Annotated in this window: 20 protein-coding genes; 5 read left to right on the top strand and 15 right to left on the bottom strand. The window is 42.7% G+C overall.

All coding sequences use genetic code 11. The annotated features are described in order from the left end of the window. Positions 1-75: 75 nt before the first annotated feature. The 7 genes from M1P97_RS00390 to M1P97_RS00360 form a co-directional block, all read right to left on the bottom strand. The gene (locus M1P97_RS00390; protein WP_195373115.1) at positions 76-957 is read right to left on the bottom strand and encodes a sugar phosphate isomerase/epimerase family protein; all 882 of its coding nucleotides are present in this window, start codon (positions 955-957) and stop codon (positions 76-78) included. Positions 958-1,071: 114 nt separating this feature from the next. Continuing rightward, positions 1,072-2,328 (bottom strand): ABC transporter permease, encoded by a 1,257-nt coding sequence (locus M1P97_RS00385; RefSeq protein ID WP_249388094.1) that lies wholly within the window; start codon positions 2,326-2,328, stop codon positions 1,072-1,074. 11 nt (positions 2,329-2,339) lie between these two features. Beyond that, positions 2,340-3,518 (bottom strand): ABC transporter permease, encoded by a 1,179-nt coding sequence (locus tag M1P97_RS00380; RefSeq protein ID WP_249388093.1) that lies wholly within the window; start codon positions 3,516-3,518, stop codon positions 2,340-2,342. After that, a complete protein-coding gene (locus tag M1P97_RS00375; RefSeq protein WP_195373118.1) occupies positions 3,515-4,528 on the bottom strand; it encodes an HlyD family secretion protein in 1,014 nt (337 codons plus the stop codon). The genes M1P97_RS00380 and M1P97_RS00375 overlap by 4 nt, the downstream gene beginning before the upstream one ends. 21 nt (positions 4,529-4,549) lie before the next feature. Continuing rightward, complete coding sequence (locus M1P97_RS00370) at positions 4,550-5,941, bottom strand: TolC family protein (RefSeq protein WP_249388092.1); 1,392 nt, start codon at positions 5,939-5,941, stop codon at positions 4,550-4,552. Between the two features lie 190 nt (positions 5,942-6,131). Next, on the bottom strand, positions 6,132-6,725 hold the full coding sequence (locus M1P97_RS00365) for a Crp/Fnr family transcriptional regulator (protein ID WP_195373120.1): 594 nt from the start codon (positions 6,723-6,725) through the stop codon (positions 6,132-6,134). 2 nt (positions 6,726-6,727) lie between these two features. Next, positions 6,728-7,633 carry a hypothetical protein gene (locus M1P97_RS00360; protein ID WP_195373121.1) on the bottom strand — a complete coding sequence of 302 codons (906 nt, stop codon included), beginning with the start codon at positions 7,631-7,633 and terminating at the stop codon, positions 6,728-6,730. Positions 7,634-7,827: 194 nt separating this feature from the next. On the opposite strand from M1P97_RS00360, the gene guaA (M1P97_RS00355) reads away from it, so the two are divergent. Continuing rightward, on the top strand, positions 7,828-9,348 hold the full coding sequence (gene guaA, locus M1P97_RS00355) for a glutamine-hydrolyzing GMP synthase (RefSeq protein WP_129732560.1): 1,521 nt from the start codon (positions 7,828-7,830) through the stop codon (positions 9,346-9,348). Positions 9,349-9,398: 50 nt separating this feature from the next. Next, on the top strand, positions 9,399-10,706 hold the full coding sequence (gene guaA, locus M1P97_RS00350) for a glutamine-hydrolyzing GMP synthase (protein WP_249388091.1): 1,308 nt from the start codon (positions 9,399-9,401) through the stop codon (positions 10,704-10,706). Between the two features lie 376 nt (positions 10,707-11,082). On the opposite strand, the gene M1P97_RS00345 is transcribed toward guaA (M1P97_RS00350), so the two are convergent. Then, on the bottom strand, positions 11,083-11,949 hold the full coding sequence (locus tag M1P97_RS00345) for a hypothetical protein (RefSeq protein ID WP_195373124.1): 867 nt from the start codon (positions 11,947-11,949) through the stop codon (positions 11,083-11,085). Positions 11,950-12,192: 243 nt separating this feature from the next. Between M1P97_RS00345 and M1P97_RS00340 the strand changes: the two genes are divergently transcribed. From M1P97_RS00340 to M1P97_RS00330, 3 genes are all read left to right on the top strand, one after another. Beyond that, on the top strand, positions 12,193-12,486 hold the full coding sequence (locus M1P97_RS00340) for a nucleotidyltransferase family protein (RefSeq protein ID WP_195373125.1): 294 nt from the start codon (positions 12,193-12,195) through the stop codon (positions 12,484-12,486). Positions 12,487-12,595: 109 nt separating this feature from the next. Next, positions 12,596-12,772, top strand: a complete 177-nt coding sequence (locus M1P97_RS00335; protein WP_249388090.1) for a HepT-like ribonuclease domain-containing protein — start codon at positions 12,596-12,598, stop codon at positions 12,770-12,772. Positions 12,773-12,832: 60 nt separating this feature from the next. Then, positions 12,833-14,047 carry an IS256 family transposase gene (locus M1P97_RS00330; RefSeq protein WP_249388089.1) on the top strand — a complete coding sequence of 405 codons (1,215 nt, stop codon included), beginning with the start codon at positions 12,833-12,835 and terminating at the stop codon, positions 14,045-14,047. A 198-nt stretch (positions 14,048-14,245) separates the two neighbouring features. Here M1P97_RS00330 and M1P97_RS00325 read toward each other — a convergent pair whose 3' ends face one another. The 7 genes from M1P97_RS00325 to M1P97_RS00295 all read right to left on the bottom strand — a co-directional run bounded on the left by M1P97_RS00325 (position 14,246) and on the right by M1P97_RS00295 (position 20,982). Continuing rightward, on the bottom strand, positions 14,246-14,803 hold the full coding sequence (locus tag M1P97_RS00325; RefSeq protein ID WP_195373127.1) for a sugar O-acetyltransferase: 558 nt from the start codon (positions 14,801-14,803) through the stop codon (positions 14,246-14,248). A 46-nt stretch (positions 14,804-14,849) separates the two neighbouring features. Further along, complete coding sequence (locus M1P97_RS00320) at positions 14,850-15,548, bottom strand: 16S rRNA (uracil(1498)-N(3))-methyltransferase (protein WP_195373128.1); 699 nt, start codon at positions 15,546-15,548, stop codon at positions 14,850-14,852. A gap of 31 nt (positions 15,549-15,579) precedes the next feature. After that, positions 15,580-16,896 (bottom strand): NupC/NupG family nucleoside CNT transporter, encoded by a 1,317-nt coding sequence (locus M1P97_RS00315; RefSeq protein ID WP_249388088.1) that lies wholly within the window; start codon positions 16,894-16,896, stop codon positions 15,580-15,582. After that, positions 16,893-17,528, bottom strand: coding sequence for a bifunctional nuclease family protein (locus tag M1P97_RS00310; RefSeq protein ID WP_195373130.1), 636 nt, complete (start codon positions 17,526-17,528; stop codon positions 16,893-16,895). The genes M1P97_RS00315 and M1P97_RS00310 overlap by 4 nt, the downstream gene beginning before the upstream one ends. A gap of 266 nt (positions 17,529-17,794) precedes the next feature. After that, the gene (locus tag M1P97_RS00305) at positions 17,795-18,589 is read right to left on the bottom strand and encodes a M48 family metallopeptidase (protein WP_195373131.1); all 795 of its coding nucleotides are present in this window, start codon (positions 18,587-18,589) and stop codon (positions 17,795-17,797) included. A 23-nt stretch (positions 18,590-18,612) separates the two neighbouring features. After that, entirely contained in the window at positions 18,613-19,542 is a 930-nt protein-coding gene (locus tag M1P97_RS00300; protein WP_249388087.1) for a DUF5106 domain-containing protein, read from the bottom strand. Positions 19,543-19,815: 273 nt separating this feature from the next. Further along, positions 19,816-20,982 (bottom strand): SusF/SusE family outer membrane protein, encoded by a 1,167-nt coding sequence (locus tag M1P97_RS00295; protein ID WP_249388086.1) that lies wholly within the window; start codon positions 20,980-20,982, stop codon positions 19,816-19,818. Between the last annotated feature and the right edge of the window lie 10 nt (positions 20,983-20,992).

Below are 20,992 nucleotides of genomic sequence, written 5' to 3'. Positions count from 1 at the left end.
AGAAAAGGCGATGTTTATCGGTTTGCAATCCGACAAGCATCGCCTTTATAACGAATAACTATCTATTCAATACATTTATTTCACATAATCCGCTTTGTTCAGGAAGTCGAAACTTTGCTGGCAACTTTCAACCGGATCGTTGTTTGTGTATTCTTCCACTTCAACATACCAGTCTTTTACCCGATTGGCATTCATCTGATCGAAGATCGGTTTGAAGTCGATCTTTCCGCTTGCTCCGATTTCCATGTCATCTTTAATATGGATAGTCTTGAACTGTCTCGGACGTGCTTTCAGATAAGCCACAGGATCGGCACCACCTTCTTTCACCCAGTAAACGTCCATCTGGAAGAATACATGGTTAGGACTTACGTTATCCAATAGAAAATCATAGATCAACTGATCTCCTATCTTACGGAATTCGAAAGCATGATTATGATAACCGAATGCGATACTGGCAGCAGCAGTCTTATAACCTACCGTATTGAAATAGTCGCAATACATCTTCAGGTCGTCAAGAGTCGTTTTATCGTTTACAGGCATCCAAGGTTGAACCATGTATTTAACACCCAACTCGTTGTGAGCGGCAATAGCCTGATCCCACCAACTCATCACCTCTGCTTCTTTCTCTTTAGTGAACTCTTGTCCCAGGTGGGCACTCGTACATTTCATACCGAGGTCATTACACCTTTTCTTGAATTCAGCAGGAGCCATACCGTAGATCTTACCATTATCGTAACCCGCTGTTTCCAGATTTGTATATCCCATTTTAGAAGCTGCTTCCAATACTGCCTGAATTCCTTCATCTTTTACAAGGTCTCTCAAAGAATACAACTGTAAACCGATACGTTTGGACGATCCGGAAACCGCCCCATTTCCAGCCGATAATAACTGAGGTGCAACTATACCTCCTGCAAGCATCATAGAGGCTCGCTTTAAAAAGTCACGTCTGTTTTGCATAGTACTAAATTAATTAAGTTTGATTGAGAATTTGTACAAAAGTAAGACTATATTTGAAGGATTCTAACATTATTTCGTTAAAATCAGCAAAAAGAAAAGGGGGTAGTCAATAAACTACCCCTTCTGGTGCAACATCCGTTGCATCTTCATATATCGGTATTGTTTTATTATCAATTTACGACTACGTATGATCTGATATCTGTAAATCATACAGGAAGTTATGAAATAAAATCCGGCCTGTATCCAAAGAGTCCGGTATTCATGGGCTACTTCGCTCAACGTCGCTCCCGACGTATTGATCCGGATAAACCCTTGTATTCCCGGTGTAGACGGGAAAAGATAACCGACCACTTTCCAGAATGGCGGAATTGCTTCCTTCGGCCAGGATACGCCGGAGATAAACAACAGAATTACCGAAGTAAAGACAAACACGAGCATGGGAGATTCGCGGCTCGTCATAAACCCGGATAAAGTCATCGACAGGAATATACAAGCGAATAAATAGGGTAAAACAAACAACATCACCGTCCACGGTTCCCCGACCTGGGGCAACGAGAACAGTTTCGGTACTACCGCCAACGCCCATATACAAACGATAATGTATAGCAATATATAAGTCAACGACTTACCCAATACGATACGCAATGTCCCGTTAAAATGACGACAGACCGGAACAAGGCTATGGAAGCGGTTCTTCTCGCGGGCTGTCCCTCCCAGCATACCGATACCCAGGATCAGCGTCTGCTGGATAACCAATATCAGAATGGCCGGTACCAGAAAACTGGCAAAACCGTTCTGTGAGTTAAAGATGGCAACCGATTCATAAGGAATTGGATTAACCGTTATTTTCTCCTGCTCTTCTGTCGAAGAAGGATGGTTTTGCGTACGTATCTCCTTTCCGATCTCAAGCGAAACTTCTGTTGTAGCCAACAGGAACGCCTTATAAAATAACAATGCGCTCATATCGCAATACAATGAAACAGTAGCCTGCTTTCCTCTATGGATGTCTTTACTGAACTCACTGGGAAAATACAGAATGCCATAGGCTTTCTTTTCATCCATCATTCGCTTCGCCTCTTCCATATCCGTACAGACCGCAACCACCTTTACATCGGCAGTAGCATCAACCTTCCTGATATACTCACGGCTCAGATAGGTATCAGACTGGTCGACTACCACCATTTTGGCTTCGTGCACTACCTCGTTATTATATATGAAAGCATATAGAAGAGGATAGATAAACGGAACCAGGAAGAAGAAGATCATAACGCCCGAGTCTTTGAATACATTCTTCAGTTCGTCTTTCCAGATAAAAAAGGTATCTTGTATTCCCTCCCTTATTATATATCGTAAACGATGTTCTCTTTTCATTACTTTCTGATTTACGGAATATACTTAAAATACAACAAAGCCTTCTTCAGATTCCTTCCGATCAGGAAAGGTAAGATCAGGAAACCTGCCAACCAGACATATTCAGTCCATGTATAGAATAAATCCCTTCCGTTCAACGCCTGGTCGACATAGATCAGGAAATAGTGACGAAGCGGAAACAGATTACTCAGCGCCTGCAAAGTCGGGTCCATCCCCAGGACAGGAAAAGAAAAACCGACAATAGAAAACGCAATCATACCGAACAAACTGGCAAAACTCAAGCCCAGACGCAAAGTAGGCAAAACCCCAATCATAAACACACCGACAGCCTGTGAAGCCAATACCAACAGAATTATTGCCGATATCATAGGCATCCAGCCGCTGTTTAGCGGGAAGGAGCTAAAACCATACAAAGCGGCACAACACATCATGGCCACCACGATAAATATCACCGTCTGCGGCAGCAACTTACCTAGCAAACTTACAGTCAAAGAGTTTCCTCCGGTCTGCAACCATTGCCGTGAAGTTGAATACTTGATCTCCGTTCCAATACTGAAAACGGTAACCAGAAAGATCATCAGCTGCAATACACCGGGCAAAACCGTATTATTCAGATAAACCGAATAGTTCAGCCAGGGATTACCGATGACATGCGAGTCGATTACGATCGGCTGCAACTGTGCCATGATCTGGTCGGTGGTAAACCCTTTAGCCAGTCCGGTCTGCAATCCGACCGATGCACCGGCCAGTACGGACATCGTCTTCATATCCCTGAAAAGCAATGATGCGGCAATCAGATAGGTTGCATTCGTATAGAATGAAAGCGTAGGCTGTTTACCCGTTGTTGCCTCAACAGAAAAGTCTTTGGGTATATAGAAAATCCCATATACATTTCCCTTTTGCATTTCCCGGCGTGCCTCGTCAAAAGAAGCGGTCTTATAGACAACTTCCGTCTGTGCAAAAGCATCGAGCTGGCGGATCAGATTGCGGGAAGTGGCAGAACCGTCCATATCGACCACTGCAATGGGCAGGTTGGTCGGCAGTCCGTCTTTCATCAACGACAGGAAGAAGATGACACAGAGAGCCGGAGCGATCAGCATGCAGAAGAAGTAGACCGGTTTAGATGTCAACCGCTGTACCTCCCGCTTCGCAACCTTCCAGATACTATGTAAACCCTGCTTCAATGTCATAATATTTCGTTTCCTTTTTTCTTCATTACAACGGACATTCCAGGACGCAGGTCAGCAATCTTTTCCTGCGGACGGGCACGTACTTCGAACGTTTTCGAATCAAACTGACCGGTCGTTTTAGTTGCTTTCCAGGCTGCATACGATCCCATATCCTTCAAATAATAGACTTTCAGCTTAACCGGCTTATTGTCGAGTGCAGGAATAAAAGCATTCAATTCGGAACCGATCTTGATATCTTTCAGTAAATCTTCGCGAACACTGAAAGTAACCCACATATCATTCAAATCAGTGATATTCATAATCGGAGCTCCGGTCCCTACCAGCTCTCCTACCTGCGGAAAACGTTCGGAGACTTCTCCATCGATCGGTGAGACCAAAGCCGACTCTTTCAAATACGATTCAACTTCGGCAACAGCACCACCTGCCTGTTGCACCAATGCTGCTGCAGCCGCTTTATCTTCCGAGCGGGCACCATCCATCGCCATATCGTATTGCGACTTCGCAGCTTTCTCAGTAGCAACCATCGCTTTATAATTAGCTTCGGCCTCATCTCTTTTCTGGGCAGACATTACCCCTTTTTCATATAAGTTCTGAACCCGGGTATACGATTTCTTTGCTATTTCAAGGCCGGCCTGTGCCTTCTGCCACATTTCATAAGCTCCGGCTATTTCCTGTACACGAGCTCCTTTAATCGCCTTGGCACTTTGTGCTTCAGCAGCCTTCTGGGCAGCTTCCGCCTGTTGCAACTTAGCTAAAACTTCCGGAGTACTCAAATAGACCAATGTATCACCGGCTTTTACCCGATCACCTTCATCGAATCGATAAGATTCTACACGTCCGGGTACTTTTCCTGAAATTCGAACCTGGTTTGCTTCGGCTTGCCCCATTATAATATCATCGGGAGGAGTCAGCAAAAAGAAACCGGTCAGTGCGACTAATCCGATCACGACTAATACCGTGATAAATGCCAACATCATGTTGCTGATCGAAAACTTTTTATTCTCGTTCATCTCTGTATATTTTTATTGTTATTACTTCTGTTCATTGACAGACAGCTTACCCATCGCCTTGGTCAGGTAAACTTCCGTTAGTTTCATTTCTATCTGAGCATCTATCAGGCAGGAACGCGCGGATACCCAGGCAGTTTGTGCTTCCATCAGGTTCAATGCGGGAATTACGCCTTCTTCAAAGCCCAGGTTGGCATGACGAAGATTTTCTTCTGCATTTTCCATATTACGGGATGAGGCGATGTACTTCTTGTTCGCTTCATTCACCTTATACACAGACTGGTTCACTTGTAACTCCACTTTCTCACGTGCTTCCATCAACTGAAGTTTTTGGATACGTGTTTCCGCACGGGCGGCATTCCTCTTATGAGTACCTTCCCACCAGCCGGACAACGGGACTTTGACCATCACTCCTACATTGAACATTCCGGCAAACTCGTTTTTAAAACCATTGAATGCATTTGGATTAGTCACCAGGTAATTGGCAGACAGGGCTACATTGGGCAACATATCAGCCAACACGATGCGTTCTTTTTTCTGGTAAATCCTGGCAGCCAGTTCCAGACTTCTCAATTCATCACGATTAGCGAACGCTTCATTGACATTGGCCGAAACCTCATTTGATTTTACGGGAAAATCCTCAATTTTCTCATCGGCCAAAGCCATCGGATCATCCAGGGGAAGTCCGCATATCTGGGCAAGAAGCATACGTGAAAGAGCCAATCCGTTATCGACTTTAGTCTGCGCCATTTCTGCTTCATTCAGTTTCACCTTAACCGACAAACCATCGGCTTGTGTAGCTACACCTTCCGTAATCATGGCCGTCACATCACTATCCATTTTCCGTAATAGATTGACATAAGCGTCAGCCAACTTTTTCTTGTTGACAAGCGAAATGACCTGCCAGTAAGTCTCGTCGGTCTTATAAATGACTTCCTGCAACTGCAGGTCATTCATAGATTCTGCCAACTCACGGGCATATTTGGTAATTTGATTGTAAGAGACGATCTTTCCTCCCATAAAAACAGGTTGAACCAATGAAACACCGCCTACCCAGATGTTCTGAACATCCAAATGCTGCATCTCATCGATACCTCCCATTAATTGTCCGAACACAGGCAGTTGAGCGATCGGTCCCAAAGCCGAACCGAGCTTAGCACTCAAAGCATCCATATCCAACAAATTGATATCTTTCTGATTCCACATATATCCCCCCATGGCTGAGAGCTGTGGAAAGTATTTGGTAAAAGCGGCCTTCCGCTCTTCGTCGGCGGCTTTCACTTTTTGCCCGGAGATCTGTAACTCCTTATTATTCTGGATAGCCAGATTCCGGCATTCTTCCAATGTCAACGTCTGTTGGGAACTTGCATAACCAGACCAGACCAATAACCCTACTAATACGATAATCCGTTTCATCTTTTTATTGTTTTTTCATCCGGAGATTTTATATTATAAAACAATTTATCACCCTTATTCCTAAATAAAAAACAACAGGTTATCACCGATTGTTTACACATAAACAGATATACATTCACCGTTCTCAGACAAATGTACGATTTATCGATGCAAAAGTACTGGTTTACTTTAAATATAAAATTGAATTAATTCAATTAAAGATGCGCTTTTTCAGCTTACAATACCACGCATTGCTGATTCCCATATATTGAGCAATATATTTATCGGGAACACGCTGCATGATCCACATGTAATGATTATAAAGATATTTGATAAATTCTTCGGCGGTACACGACTGCCGGATAGCAAACATAGAATAAAGTTTTGATATGATAGTAAGCATCGCATTCTGATAATAGGATGCAAATAACGGATAACGCAAAGATAGTTCTTCTATATGTACACGCGAAAAACGGAGCAGTTCGCCCGACTCCAACGCTTTGATTTCGAATTCGGATGGTGCCTGCGTAAAATATCCGATGGCAGACAGAAAAGGATATAAATAATCAGAGGAGAAACCTGTTACACATTCATCTCCCTTTTCACTTACATATAAATTAATGAATAAGCCTTTATTGATAAAATAGGCATCCTGGCATAGTTCACCTGTACGGAGCAGATAATCTCCCTTATCGACAGATACCACCTGTGAGATATTCTTCAATTCATTTACAAAAACGTCATCGCGTGCCAGGGATTCCGGGAGATCCGCTAAAAGTTTTGCAAAATGGTTATCTGTCTCCATTATTAATCTTCCAGAACGAAGTTTCTCTTTCCGATCATATTTCCATCGATAAAAATATCTACACGATAGGAACCCGGAGAAAGGAATTCTTCGATATCCCAATACATCGTAACCGGATATTCTTCTCCATCGTACTCGATCAGTTTCTTCATAGAATAATTAATATCTTTTCCTTCGAAGGGGAAAACATCTGCACGGCTCTTTACAAGCACATCGTCGTCAGGTTTCAGAATACGTACATATACAGTTTTTTCTCCAACCGGAGCAGTTATATTTTTTGCAATACGGAAATCGACTACGAAACGTTCCATCTTTTTGATTTTCTTCGCCAGCTTTCCACGGGAATTGACCGGAGTGACTGTGATACCCGTTGCATCCAGGCGGCTTGCCAGTGTAACACGTTCGGACAACTTTTCTTTTTCTTTCTTCAATGTCGCAGCCTGCGAAGTGGCACGCTGATATTTCTGAACTGCTTCTTTTTTCTCTACCTGCAATTGCTCGTTCGCTCTATTCAAAGAGTCGATCTGAACAACATAATTACGCATAATCTTACGAAGCGTTTCCAACTCTTTCTTCAAGCGGGCTATTTCTTTGGTATTAGTCGCCTTCACTGTACGAAGCTCTTCCATCAGGCGCTGCACTTTTGCCTGTTCCGTAGACAAAAGATTCATTAAAGAATCATTACCGACATTGAACTGATATCCCTCATATTGCATAGACAACTCATTAAACTCGTCTTCCAATGTCTGTTTATCCAAATCATAAGCCTGGACCAAGTCGGTCATCTGCTGTTTCTGCTGATAAATATAATACCCGGCACCACCGATAATCAGTAATAACACGATGATCGCCATGATTAATAATGAGAGCTTATTTATTTCCTTTGTTTCTTTCTTTTCTGTATCCATACGGTTCCTGATAAAATGAACGTACAAAGGTAATGTTTAATCGGATGTATTAAAACACATACTGCCTATTTATACACTTTTTAAGAAAGAGGGATATCATTCAACATTTGCATAGTCAGATATGGGAGACGCGTTACAATATTTTAGAAATAAAATTACTACCTTTGCCCCACTCAATTAAATAATAACACTGCATGCACGAGAAACTTATTATTCTTGATTTCGGCTCGCAAACAACTCAATTGATTGGCCGCAGGGTCAGAGAGTTGAACATGTATTGCGAGATTATCCCCTACAACAAATTTCCGCATGACGCAACCGACGTAAAAGGAGTGATTCTTTCCGGTAGCCCGTATTCTGTTTACGACACCGATGCTTTTAAAGCTGATCTAAGCGAAATTCGCGGAAAATATCCGGTACTCGGCATTTGCTACGGGGCACAGTATCTGGCTTACACATCTGGTGGTAATGTCGAATCTGCAAACTCACGGGAATATGGACGTGCCAACCTGTCGTACGTTAACAACGAAGATCCACTATTGAAAGGGATCAACACAGGTTCTCAGATTTGGATGTCGCATGGCGATACAATAACCCTGCTTCCTGACAACTTTAAAGTAATCGCCAGCACAGATGATGTAAAGGCGGCTGCATATCATGTTGAAGGCGAACAAACCTGGGGTGTACAGTTCCACCCGGAAGTATTCCACTCCACCGACGGAACAAAATTACTCGATAACTTCCTGAATATTTGCGGATGTGCCAAAGACTGGACCCCTGCTTCATTTATCGAATCGACTGTAGCCGAACTAAAAGAGCAACTGGGTGACGACAAAGTGATCCTGGCGTTATCGGGAGGTGTCGATTCTTCTGTTACAGCTGTTCTTCTAAACAAAGCTATCGGTAAAAACCTTACCTGTATCTTTGTAGACCACGGATTGCTTCGTAAGAATGAATTCGAAAACGTAATGAAAGATTACGAACATCTGGGACTGAATGTGATCGGGGTAAATGCAAAAGATAAATTCTACAGTGAACTGGCCGGTGTTTCCGATCCGGAACAGAAACGCAAGATTATCGGTAAAGGCTTTATCGATGTATTCGACCAGGAAGCGCACAAACTGAAAGATATCAAATGGCTGGGACAAGGAACTATCTATCCGGATGTGATCGAGTCTCTGTCTATCACCGGTACAGTAATTAAAAGTCACCATAACGTAGGAGGTCTTCCCGATACCATGAAGCTGAAGCTGGTTGAACCGCTTCGCCTTCTTTTCAAAGACGAGGTTCGCCGCGTCGGTATGGAAATGGGAATGCAGCCGCATCTGATCAAACGTCATCCGTTCCCGGGTCCGGGTTTGGGTATCCGCATTTTAGGCGATATTACACCGGAAAAAGTTCGTATCCTGCAGGATGCCGACGAGATCTATATGTCGCTGATGCGCGAATGGGGATTGTATGACAAAATCTGGCAAGCCGGAGTGATCCTGCTTCCGATCCAGTCTGTCGGTGTAATGGGTGATGAACGTACCTACGAAAACACGGTTGCCTTACGTGCCGTAACTTCGACCGATGCAATGACTGCCGACTGGGCACAGCTGCCTTACGAATTCCTGGCAAAAGTATCCAACGAGATCATCAATAAGGTAAAAGGGGTGAACCGCGTCGTGTACGATATCAGTTCCAAACCGCCTGCAACAATCGAGTGGGAATAAGAATACAAGAAGGATAATCTAATTAACTTAATAATTTTAGGAGGAATACGATGAAACAGGATATGATCGTTATTTTAGACCTGGGAAGTCATGAAAATACGGTATTGGCTAGAGTAATCCGTGCATTGGGTGTATACAGTGAAATTTATCCACACGACATTACCGTTGCGGAATTAAAAGCGTTGCCTAATGTAAAAGGTATTATTATTAACGGTGGACCGAACAATGTTATCGATGGTGTTGCAATCGACGTCGATCCGGCCATCTATACTGCAGGTTTTCCTGTTATGGCTGCCGGTCATGATAAAGCGCAATGTGAAGTAAAACTCGCTGAATTCACCAATGACGTTGAAGCTATTAAAGATGCTGTCAAATCATTCGTTTTCGATACCTGCAAAGCAGAAACAAACTGGAACATGACAAACTTCGTCAACGACCAGATCGAACTTATCAGACGTCAGGTTGGAGACAAGAAAGTCTTACTGGCTCTATCGGGAGGCGTCGACAGTTCGGTTGTTGCTGCATTACTTTTGAAAGCGATTGGCGACAAATTGGTTTGCGTTCATGTAAACCATGGTCTGATGCGCAAAGGTGAGTCGGAAGATGTGGTCGAAGTATTCAAAAACCAGCTTAAAGCCAACCTGATCTATAAAGATGTAACCGATCGTTTCCTGGATAAATTGGCTGGTGTTGCCGATCCCGAAGAAAAACGTAAAATCATCGGTGGTGAATTCATTCGCGTATTCGAAGAAGAGGCCCGCAAGCTGGACGGTATAGATTACCTGGCTCAAGGTACTATTTATCCGGATATCGTAGAAAGCGGAACAAAGACTGCCAAGATGGTAAAGTCTCACCACAATGTAGGTGGTCTGCCTGAAGATTTACAATTCGAACTGGTAGAGCCTTTGCGCCAATTATTCAAGGACGAAGTTCGTGCTTGTGGCTTGGAGCTCGGTTTACCTTATGAGATGGTTTTCCGTCAACCGTTCCCTGGTCCTGGCCTGGGTGTACGTTGTCTGGGTGCTATCACCCGCGACAGACTGGAAGCTGTTCGTGAAGCTGATGCTATTCTACGCGAAGAATTCCAGAAAGCCGGACTGGATAAGAAAGTATGGCAATATTTTACTGTTGTACCTGATTTCAAATCAGTCGGTGTAAGGGACAATGCCCGCTCTTTCGACTGGCCTGTTATCATCCGTGCCGTCAACACAGTAGATGCCATGACTGCTACAATCGAACCGGTAGACTGGCCTATCCTCATGAAGATCACAGATCGTATCCTGAAAGAAGTCAAAAACGTAAACCGCGTTTGCTACGATATGTCTCCGAAACCCAATGCTACTATTGAATGGGAATAAGTTATCATATATTCAAAGAAGAGGTTGTGTCAAAATGCTGGCACAACCTTTTTTATGTTTTACAGTTCTGCTATATTTTCTTTTGCCTATGCTGCTTTTTTCTCATTCATTTGGTAACATAACAAGTTGCTATCTTCCACTTGTAGCGGTTTATAAATAGCCCAATAAACATAGATTTAACAAGTATAATGAGTCCCTTTCCTGCTTTTCTACAATCATCGGATGACACGTATAATGCAAGAATTACATAATTTAGGTCGTTGTTTAACTTTGAAATTAGCTTTCATATTTACCAGAGCTGTCTCAAAGCTCCCTTTTTAACGAAATCACCCTTGCTACAAAAGGGGAGGTAATTTACTAAAAAACAGGTTGGGAACTATGGGATATTCAAATTATGTGCCTTCACACTTCCCAGAACTTTTAAACCTGAAACAAACTTGGCGCATTTAACTGCATCAGTAGAGACCAATGGATGAGCTATTTCATCTTGATTAGCGAAAGTAGTCGTTAAACTCCGTGGAGTAGTCCTATGGGTAGAATTATATGAAATCGTAGCCTGATCCGGCATCTTTGTGATGGCATTACCTATATCATTGTTCACACGTGTAGCTACACGTGTCTTAAAATCTGCATCTTTGGCTATAATATCTGTTGGTAATAAAGCCGGAGCGACTTTTCCTCCACCCATTGGCACAGGAGTCCAATTGGTTAGCTTATGGATTTCCGATGCGGCAGTATCATAAATCTCCTCACCGAGAGTTTGGGCAGACCAAGTCTCCGGCATATTCACGTTGGTGGTGACTGTTCCTGTTTCATTGGCTTCCGGAAGGGTGGTCAAATCACCATTTCTAATTTCATTTTCCTTCTCTCCCCAATGGTCTTCCATAGTCTCATTCCATGCGGCTATATTATCTGCAGCATTTGCTCCACCAAAAGTGGCGGCCATCATATGTGCATTCTGGTAAGGAGTATCAGACATATCTTTAATCACTTCATGATAGGTATTGAGTGTATTTACCACTTTTGGCGGGTTTGTCTGACCTCGTGATATATGCTTTCCGGTGGCATCGAATGTCTGGGTTTCTGACTGAACGATGGCAGCTCGCTGAAGTAGCGGTCGGATTGCATCGAGAGTATGAATCATAGGACGATTGTCAATCATCTTTGCCAAACCGCCATTCTTACGCTGCGGTTGAATGGTATGGGATATTTTTTGTTGAAGTACTTTCTCAGCTTTTATCATTCCATCTCAGATAATTAGGATAATCATAACTCACCATGATTCTACGATAATTGATGGTTAAGATAATCTTTTTTTCATAATTAGCCCTCTTTTTTCACACGCATTAACCCTTGTTAACCAAACTAACCAACACAAAGTTTTCCGGCTCCCCCTTTTCTTCATAATATTTATGATTATATTTACTTGTATTAAAATCAAAACATTATATTTGTAAACAAATAGATCACTGATAATAATTGGATTATGAAAAGTCTTCAGGAAATTATAGAAATCCTTCATGCATATAAGCAAGAGGCTTCTGCCAAATATGGAATAAAGAAGTTAGGAATTTTTGGTTCCGTAGCACGTGGAGAACAGACTCCGACCAGTGATTTGGATGTTTTTATTGATATACAAATTCCCAACCCCTATATCTTGGGAGACATTCATGACGACCTGGAAGAACGGACCGGATATAAAATCGATTTATTAAGATTACGTGATAACCTAAATTCTCTACTTTACAAAAACATTCAAAAAGATGGTATACTTGTATAAAGAAGAGATCGTTCTTTTGCTTCGAAGAGTACTACAAACAATACAAACTATTGAGCAAAGAAATCAATCAATCCATTCTGTTCAAGATTATCTTTTGACAGAGAACGGAATGGAGAAGCTGGATGCAGCATGCATGCTTATACAAACTATTGGTGAAAACATCAAAACCATCGATGAAAGATCAAAAGGAAAACTATTGGCTCAATATCCAGAAATTCCCTGGAAAAGAGTAATCCGAATGAGAGATTACATATCTCACCATTATGACGGAGTGGAGAGGCTGTAATTTAAACTGTGTCAGCAAAGCAACCAAATAAAGTATTAACTTTGCTAACACAGTTTTTTTATGAGTGAAGAATTTGATTTTGAAAGTATCAAGAACAAGGCAATCGAGCAGCTCAAGGCTGGCAAGCCATTGTTGGGTAAGGACGGAGCTTTTGCCCCGTTATTGGAGTGCATTTTAAATGCAGCTTTAGAAGGTGAGATGGATGCCCATCTTTGTGAGGATGAACGCATGAGTGGCAACCGTCGTAATGGCAAGATGCAGAAGCAGGTGCAAACTTCTATGGGTGAGGTGACCGTTTCTACCCCCCGTGATCGTAATTCCACCTTCGATCCTCAGTTTATAAAGAAGCGGGAGACCATTCTTGCGGAAGGTGTTGCTGACCGCATAATCGGCCTTTATGCCCTTGGTAATAGTACACGTGAAATAAGCGATTGGATGGAAGAGAATCTTGGTAACCGTGTGTCTGCCGAAACAATCAGTTCCATCACTGACCGGGTACTTCCGGAAATAAAAGCGTGGCGTTCGCGTAGCCTGGACTATATTTATCCGATAGTCTGGATGGATGCCATTCATTATAAAGTCATGGATGAGAGAGGCTGTGCCGTTACCCGTGCAATCTACAACGTATTGGCTATAGATAAGGACGGTCGTAAGGATTTGCTTGGGATGTACATCTCTAAGAATGAGGGGGCAAACTTCTGGTTGAATGTGCTGACCGATTTACAGAACCGCGGTGTACACGACATTCTCATAGCTTGTGTCGATGGTCTGAGGGGCTTCCCGGATGCCATCCAAAGCGTATTCCCTGATACCATAGTGCAACTTTGTATCGTCCATCAGATACGTAACTCCATCAAATACGTCGGCAGTAAACACCAGAAGGAGTTTCTTAAAGATCTGAAACGGGTTTACAGTGCAGTCAGCAAGGATGCCGCTGAAACGGAGCTTCTTGATTTAGATCAGAAATGGGGAGAGAAATATCCTATCGTCATCAAGTCGTGGCAGGACAACTGGGAAAAGCTCACTGAATACTTCCAGTTCACATCCGATATACGTCGTATGATTTATACGACGAATACCGTTGAAGGCTACCACCGGCAAATACGGAAAGTTACAAAAAACAAGGGCGTGTTCCCTAATGACACCGCCCTTGAGAAGCTTGTCTACCTCGCTTATCGTAACATACGCAAGAAATGGACTATGCCACTGGCTAATTGGGGCACCATTGCCCAACAACTGGCGATAAAGTTTGGAGATAGATTTAAGTTGTTGTAATTTTACGCTCGTCGGGAGTGCTGGTGCACCCCCTTGGCGCTGGCCGATCCCCGACCGATGAGCTTGAAAGAAAAAAAGCGCATGACACAGTTTACTTTACGCCCCCGGAGTGATGCTGATGTTGTTTTCGAAACAATCAAAAACAACCTGCCTCCTCTATTTGATACAGTCAAACGAATATTAGCAGATATTCAATAATTACTTTATTTCTTTTATTACCCGACAAGGATTACCTACTGCCAATACATTCGATGGTATATCTTTTGTAACTACACTGCCGGCACCGATCACTGTATTGTCGCCAATGGTTACACCCGGAAGAATACATACGCCTGCACCTATCCATACATTATTGCCGATAGTTACAGGGCGGGCATATTCCAATCCTCGATTTCGCTGTTCGGCATCCAAAGGATGACCGGCTGTGTAGATACCGACATTAGGCGCAATAAATGCATTTGCACCGATACTAACCTTGGCACCATCCAGTATTACCAGGTTTACATTGGCATAAAAATTCTCTCCTATCTCTATATTATATCCATAATCGCAGGCAAAAGGAGGTTCGATAATCAGATTTTCGCCGGTCTTACCCAAAAAAGACTTCAATAACTGTGTTTTTTCTTTCTGTTGGGAAGGGCGCAAACGATTATAATCATAAAGTAATTCTTTTGCCTTCTCACGATCCAGTAGCAATTCTCTATCATAATTAGCATCATACAATAGACCCAGATGGCATTTTTCTTTTTCTGTCATATTCGTTTTATTAGTGGTTATCACTTTGATAGAAATCTTTTAAAACTCACTGATTCAGTACATGTATCGTATGACAAGCGACCAGTGCAGCCGTTTCCGTACGCAGTCGGCTCTCACCTAATGAGATAGGTTCAAATCCCTGCTGTAAGGCCAGTTCTATTTCGTCAGGACTGAAATCCCCTTCAGGGCCAATCATTACTAAAGCATTCTCGCCCGGATGATACGTCTGTTTCAGTAATGATTTATCCCCATCCTCACAATGGGCAATAAACTTACGGCCATCAAACGGTTGGCTTACAAATGCTTTGAAATCTGTCATTCCGGCCAATTGAGGCAAGGTCGCTTTCTGCGATTGTTTCATCGCACTGACCAGTATCTTTTCCAGGCGGGCCGGTTTTATTTCCCGGCGTTCCGAGAAACGGCAGTTCAGACAAGTTATGATATCAATACCTATCTCTGTTGCCTTTTCAGCAAACCACTCCATCCGATCCATATTCTTTGTAGGAGCAACTGCTATATGAAGACGGAAGTTCCACAAAGCCGGCTGTTCCCAGCTTTCCAGGATAGACACCTCACAATGTTTATGATGAGCACGGCTGATAGCCGCTTTATAAAAAGAACCTTTACCATCAGTCAGTAAAATTTCATCGCCCTCAGTCAAGCGAAGTACACGGATGCAATGACCTGCTTCCTCTTCCGGTAATTCCGGATTTACAGCTATATCCGGAGTATAAAATATCTGCACAATTATTTAATTTTCGATTATCAATATTCAATTATCCAAGTATCATACCAATGATGGTTGCCGATAGAACAGAAACTAATGCTCCTGCTATCATGGCCGGAAATCCGAAACGGGTAATCATTTCTTTCTTCTCCGGGGCCAACACACCCATTCCACCCAATAAAATCCCGATGGAAGAGATATTAGCAAAACCACATAAAATATAAGTAGACATCAATATAGATTTCTGGTACATAAACATACCGGCATCTTTCCATTCCTGCAACTGAAAATAAGCGACAAACTCATTCAGTATCGTCTTTTGTCCCAGTAACGAACCAACCAACATAATATCGGAAGAAGGAATCCCTATCAGCCACATGAACGGGGCAAGGATCACACCTAGTATAAACTGGAATGTCAATCCGTGTGCTTTTCCGTCTGTTACCGAAACAATCCAGTCGTTCAAGCCGGTATATCGTCCGATCAATCCTTCCAACAAATAGTTTGCCAAAGCAACCAATGCAATAAACACCAATAGCATAGCTGCAATATTTACCATCAAACGGATACCCGTCGAAGTCCCGGCCGCTAATGCATCCAAGGCTGTCGGATGAGCACTTTTCTTTTCCAGGCAGGCAGCATGATCGACTGTAACTTCTGTTTGCGGACAGAGCATTTTAGCCAGGACGATCGACCCGGGAGCAGCCATTAAAGATGCTGATATCAAGTGCTTGGCAAACAGAACTCTCGCTACCGGATCACCACCGGAAAGCATACCTATATAAGTGGCCATTACTGTTCCGGCAATAGTACCCATTCCCGAAACCATTACCAGGAATATTTCGGAACGGTTCATAGCCGGCAGATAATTCTTGATCAATACCGGTGACTCGGTCATACCCATAAATATATTACCGGAAGTAACCAATCCTTCAGCACCTGAAATATTCATGAATTTTCGTAATAGCCAGGAAAAAGCACCTACTACACGCTGGATAATTCCCCAATGATAAAAAAGAGAGACTAAAGCCGAAAAGAAAATAACGACCGGCAGAGAATGGATCAGAAATATAAACCCCTTGCTTTTCGTTGCATACGGACCAAGAAGAAAACCCACTCCGGCCTGAGTAAAGTCCATCAGTTTAATGAAAGCTTTGCCCACCAACTCGAGTGCCGTTCCGACAAAAGGAACATAAAGAACAGCCAAAGCAAATACAAGCTGCATAAAAAGACCTCCACCTATCAACTTCCAGTCGATCCGCTTCCGGTCATAGCTCAAGGCATAAGCCACAGCCAAAACCGATACAACACCCAATATTCCACGTAAAAGCGATTCAAGGCTAATCCCGCTCTGTTGTTCTATCATTCTGTTTCGTCCTCCTCCTCACGCCGACGGATCTCGTCTTTATACATCTTCGCATATTCATAATTCTCATCAGAGACAGCTTCATCCAGCCGTTCGGTCAACTCTTCTTCATCCAGAAGAGAAAGCCATTTCTTCAACTCTTCCTCGTCTTCGATATCTTCCGGTTCCTTGTCCAATAAAGAATATTCATCATCATCCTTATCACGCATAGAAGATGCTTCTTCCAAAACGACACCGCATTCGGTAACGATCTGGTCGGTTGTATAAATATCGCATTTTACACGTAAAGCGATAGCTATCGCATCCGAGGTTCGCGAGTCAAGACGCACCTGGGTAATTCCGTCATCGAATAATAATTCGGAATAGAATACCCCGTCTTCAAACTTATAAATAAAAACTTCACGTAACTGAATGCCGAAAGCCTGCGCAAAAGTTACAAACAAGTCGTGAGTAAGAGGTCTGGGAGGCGTAATATGTTCCAATGCAATAGCAATAGATTGTGCCTCTGATGTTCCTACTATAATAGGTATACGACGAGCCCCGTCTTCCTCAGCCAGTATCAATGCATACGCACCCGACTGGATCTGACTATTAGTCAGCCCCTGAACCCGTAATTTTATTTTTGTATCCACACCATATAAATTTATAGTAACTATACAAAAGTAATATTATTTCGGAATTAAAAGAGGGAAAGTTTGAAAATGATTAGTTAGGTGTATAAAAAAGAAAAGGTTGTCTCCCGACAACCAATCTTCATTGCTAACCTTAAATCTAATACCATGAAAAACACAGTGCAAATATAAACACTTTATGTTATTCAGCATAGTTTTTCAGCATAAAAGCAATCATTTTAGTAATATTTCAATAAAACATCCCTCTTATTAAAGAATGCTAACACTTAATTCTTATTTTTCTCATATGCCTCAGCTTTCTCCTTCATCCGTTGGACACGTTTAGCTGTCTCAGGATGACTTGAAAACATCTGGCGAAATTTAGATGACTTGGGGGCTTCCTCACTCAGGTTCATCAATTTATTCAATGAATTATGCATGCTGTACGGATCGAGACCATTTGCCACACTGAATTCAAAGCCATAATCATCTGCTTCATTCTCCTGCTTTTGCGAATACTGGGCACCGGCCAAGGCTGTAGCCAGATCGCCTAACTGAGAATCAGACAGCTTAGCAACAACATCGCTGGTTGCCCCTGCCGCATTCTTGGCTGCCGAAGTCAAATAGGCATTCTTCATCGCATCTTTCGAATCAGAGTGAAGTACATGACCGATTTCATGGCCAATAACAGCCATTACTTCATTGTCGTCCATAATCTCCATCAAACCGCCACAAACACGTACACTTCCGTCGCCACAAGCAAACGCATTTACGTCAATTACATTGTATACTTTAAAGTTCAAGTTCAGGCCATCCACCTTTATATCTTTTGTCAGGTTCTCCAGACGCTGTCCCATTTCGGTATCGGGACCTGCCACTTCATTGTGGGTATCCATCCACTCGATATACTCGCGACTCATAGTTACAATATCCGCATCACTCAAAGTGACCGCCTTAGCTACGTCGGTTGCTGCACTTACAACTTTCTTGGTGTTAATGGTTTTCCCTCCGATTTTTAACTGTGCGGATGCTGTTAAGCCGACACCCGCCAGAAAAGCTAAAGATAATAACGTTGTTCTCATACTCAATTTGTTAATGTACATACTTAGTTAGTTTGTATTTGTAAAAATTCTTCCAGCTGGTTAAATGTGACATCTTTCAAAATGACCTTCTTGTCCTTATCCAATAAATAAAGTGTGGGTATGGCCTTCAGATCATATATTTCATCGTTCTTTAAAGAGACTGATTCGTCATAGGAGTTTATCCAGCTTGCCGGAACATCCGGTATATGCTTTTTCCAGGCTTCCAGATCTTCGTCGGGATAAACTGCAAGTATCTTCAATATCTTATCTTTTTGCAACTTTTCTATCAATGGAGAGTCCTGTATCTGTCCGGTTATTTCTTTGCAGGCATGACAATCCGGATTATAGAAAAACAATAAAAGATAAGGGGCTTTTACATTATATAATGTACCCGTTTTCCCATCGGCAAGTGTATAAGTGAAATCCGTTGCCGGTTCCCCTACCCTGTTCTTCAAGGCCAGGTCCAGTAAATGGGCAGGACGGATCTTATTCGCGCCATCAAAAACAGAAGCTGACAGGATCGATTCCAATACATTAATATATAAAGATTCATCACGCATCGGGGAATTAGGATCGTACAGATATTTTTCATACAGGTCGGCCATATAAGCAAAGACAGTACTATCAGTTTCCGCTTTATGCATCATACTTTTAATAGAAGATGAAGCAACCTCCGGAGTTACATATTTCATCAGGTCGATATAATTGGAAACAGCCTGCTCCGTTATCTCCGGCAGATGTACATAAGCTGTATCCGTAAAATCAAACTTATCCCAATAATGTTCGACTAAATATTTGGCACGTTCTCCCGGATCTGTTATCATACTGGGGACAGATACCATTTCAAACGTTCGCGGTGTTATATCCGTATTTTCTGTTTTTGTCGCTTGCTGACCGTGACATGAGTTTAAAATCAAAGGAAATGCCAGCAAGCAAAGCATTTTGACTATCATAGTATTACGTTTTTATAATACAAAGATATAATATTATCGAAGATAAGAGAGAAATATTACGTCCATTTCTTAAAAACCATACGAACAAAGCAAAAAACAGACCCGACAAACCTGGCTGCCGATAATTATAAACAAGTCTGTCGACAATTGTCGGCAAGCCTGTTCATAATCATCAACAGGCTTGCTCACAATTGTCGACAGACAAATGATAACTAATCGAAGAATAAAATCGTAAGCCAGAAATTAAAATCTGACGGATAAATTACGGGAAAACTACTTGATACGCCCTGTGCCATCCAGGAAATTCAGATAAGCCTTCTGGCCGGCAGAGACGTTGACAGCTTCCTGATCTCCTCCATTTTTCCGGTATTCAATCTTATTGTTCAGAATGGTAAACTCGGAGCGCCACCAATCGGTCGACGGCAACTTGATACACATACGCAAGGCACCGGAAGCCACAAAAGCAGGTGAAACAAACTCACCTTCTCCATTCGGAACGATAAACTTACGTGCCTCATCAAATGTATCCCAACCGCCGGAAGGATCACCGGTCAGATAGATATCGGGAGAAAGGAATTCGAGGGTATAACTCAAAGCTTTTCCATCCAGGGCAGAAGTAACGACCATGATATACCAGCCGGCATTCTTCACTCCGATATTCTGTCCGCCACTGCCATCATCCACACCGGATACACCGGCATAAGAGGCAGATGTGTCAGGGACAAGACCTTCCGAATAAGCTACCTGGTTACCATCCCATGCGGGTTGGGCATTGAACTTCATCACATTATTACCTCCGAAATACTGTACGGACCAGAATTTGCCCGGAGTATCCGTTACCGGAATCATTTCTACCCATTTGCCCCAGCTACTTCCGGATGCAAAGTCACCTACCAGAAACATTTGAGCAGGTAAAGATACGGGAGGTTCTACGTTATACCCCAAGACCTTCGGCAGTTCGATTACATTGGAAGTAATCTGTCCCATTCCGTTGTTCGACAAAGCGGCATTCAAACGGATATAGACCGGCATCGGTGTTTCCGGCAACTCTGTACTCCCGTTCGATACTTTCCATAAGTCCAATAAAGCCATAGCAAACTCCATGGCATCCACTTTCAGGTCGGGTAGGATGTAAGTGGAGGACAGCGTGGCATAATTGGCTTTTGTTCCCGCTGCTTCGTCGGCATCCTTGAAGGTATTTTCCAAAGAGAGCTGTACCTTATAATCAGTCGAAGCCACATAACCATAGTTGGGCTGCGAACAAGTCAGTTCGATCGTAGAAAGATTCTTCAGGTCATATACATCGGAAGCCTGGGCCGGAGTGTTCAGGTTAAACTCTGTCGGTTCCTGGAATACCGGATTATCATCTCTGTCGTCTCCGCAACCGGTCCATAATAATGAACCGGAGAGGAAAAGAATAAATATATTAAGTTTCTTCATTTGTTTACAG

The organism is Parabacteroides leei (assembly GCF_023369805.1).
GTDB lineage: Bacteria > Bacteroidota > Bacteroidia > Bacteroidales > Tannerellaceae > Parabacteroides > Parabacteroides leei.
Note: the sequence above shows the minus strand (reverse complement) of the source record. Positions and strands in the feature narration are given on the sequence as shown.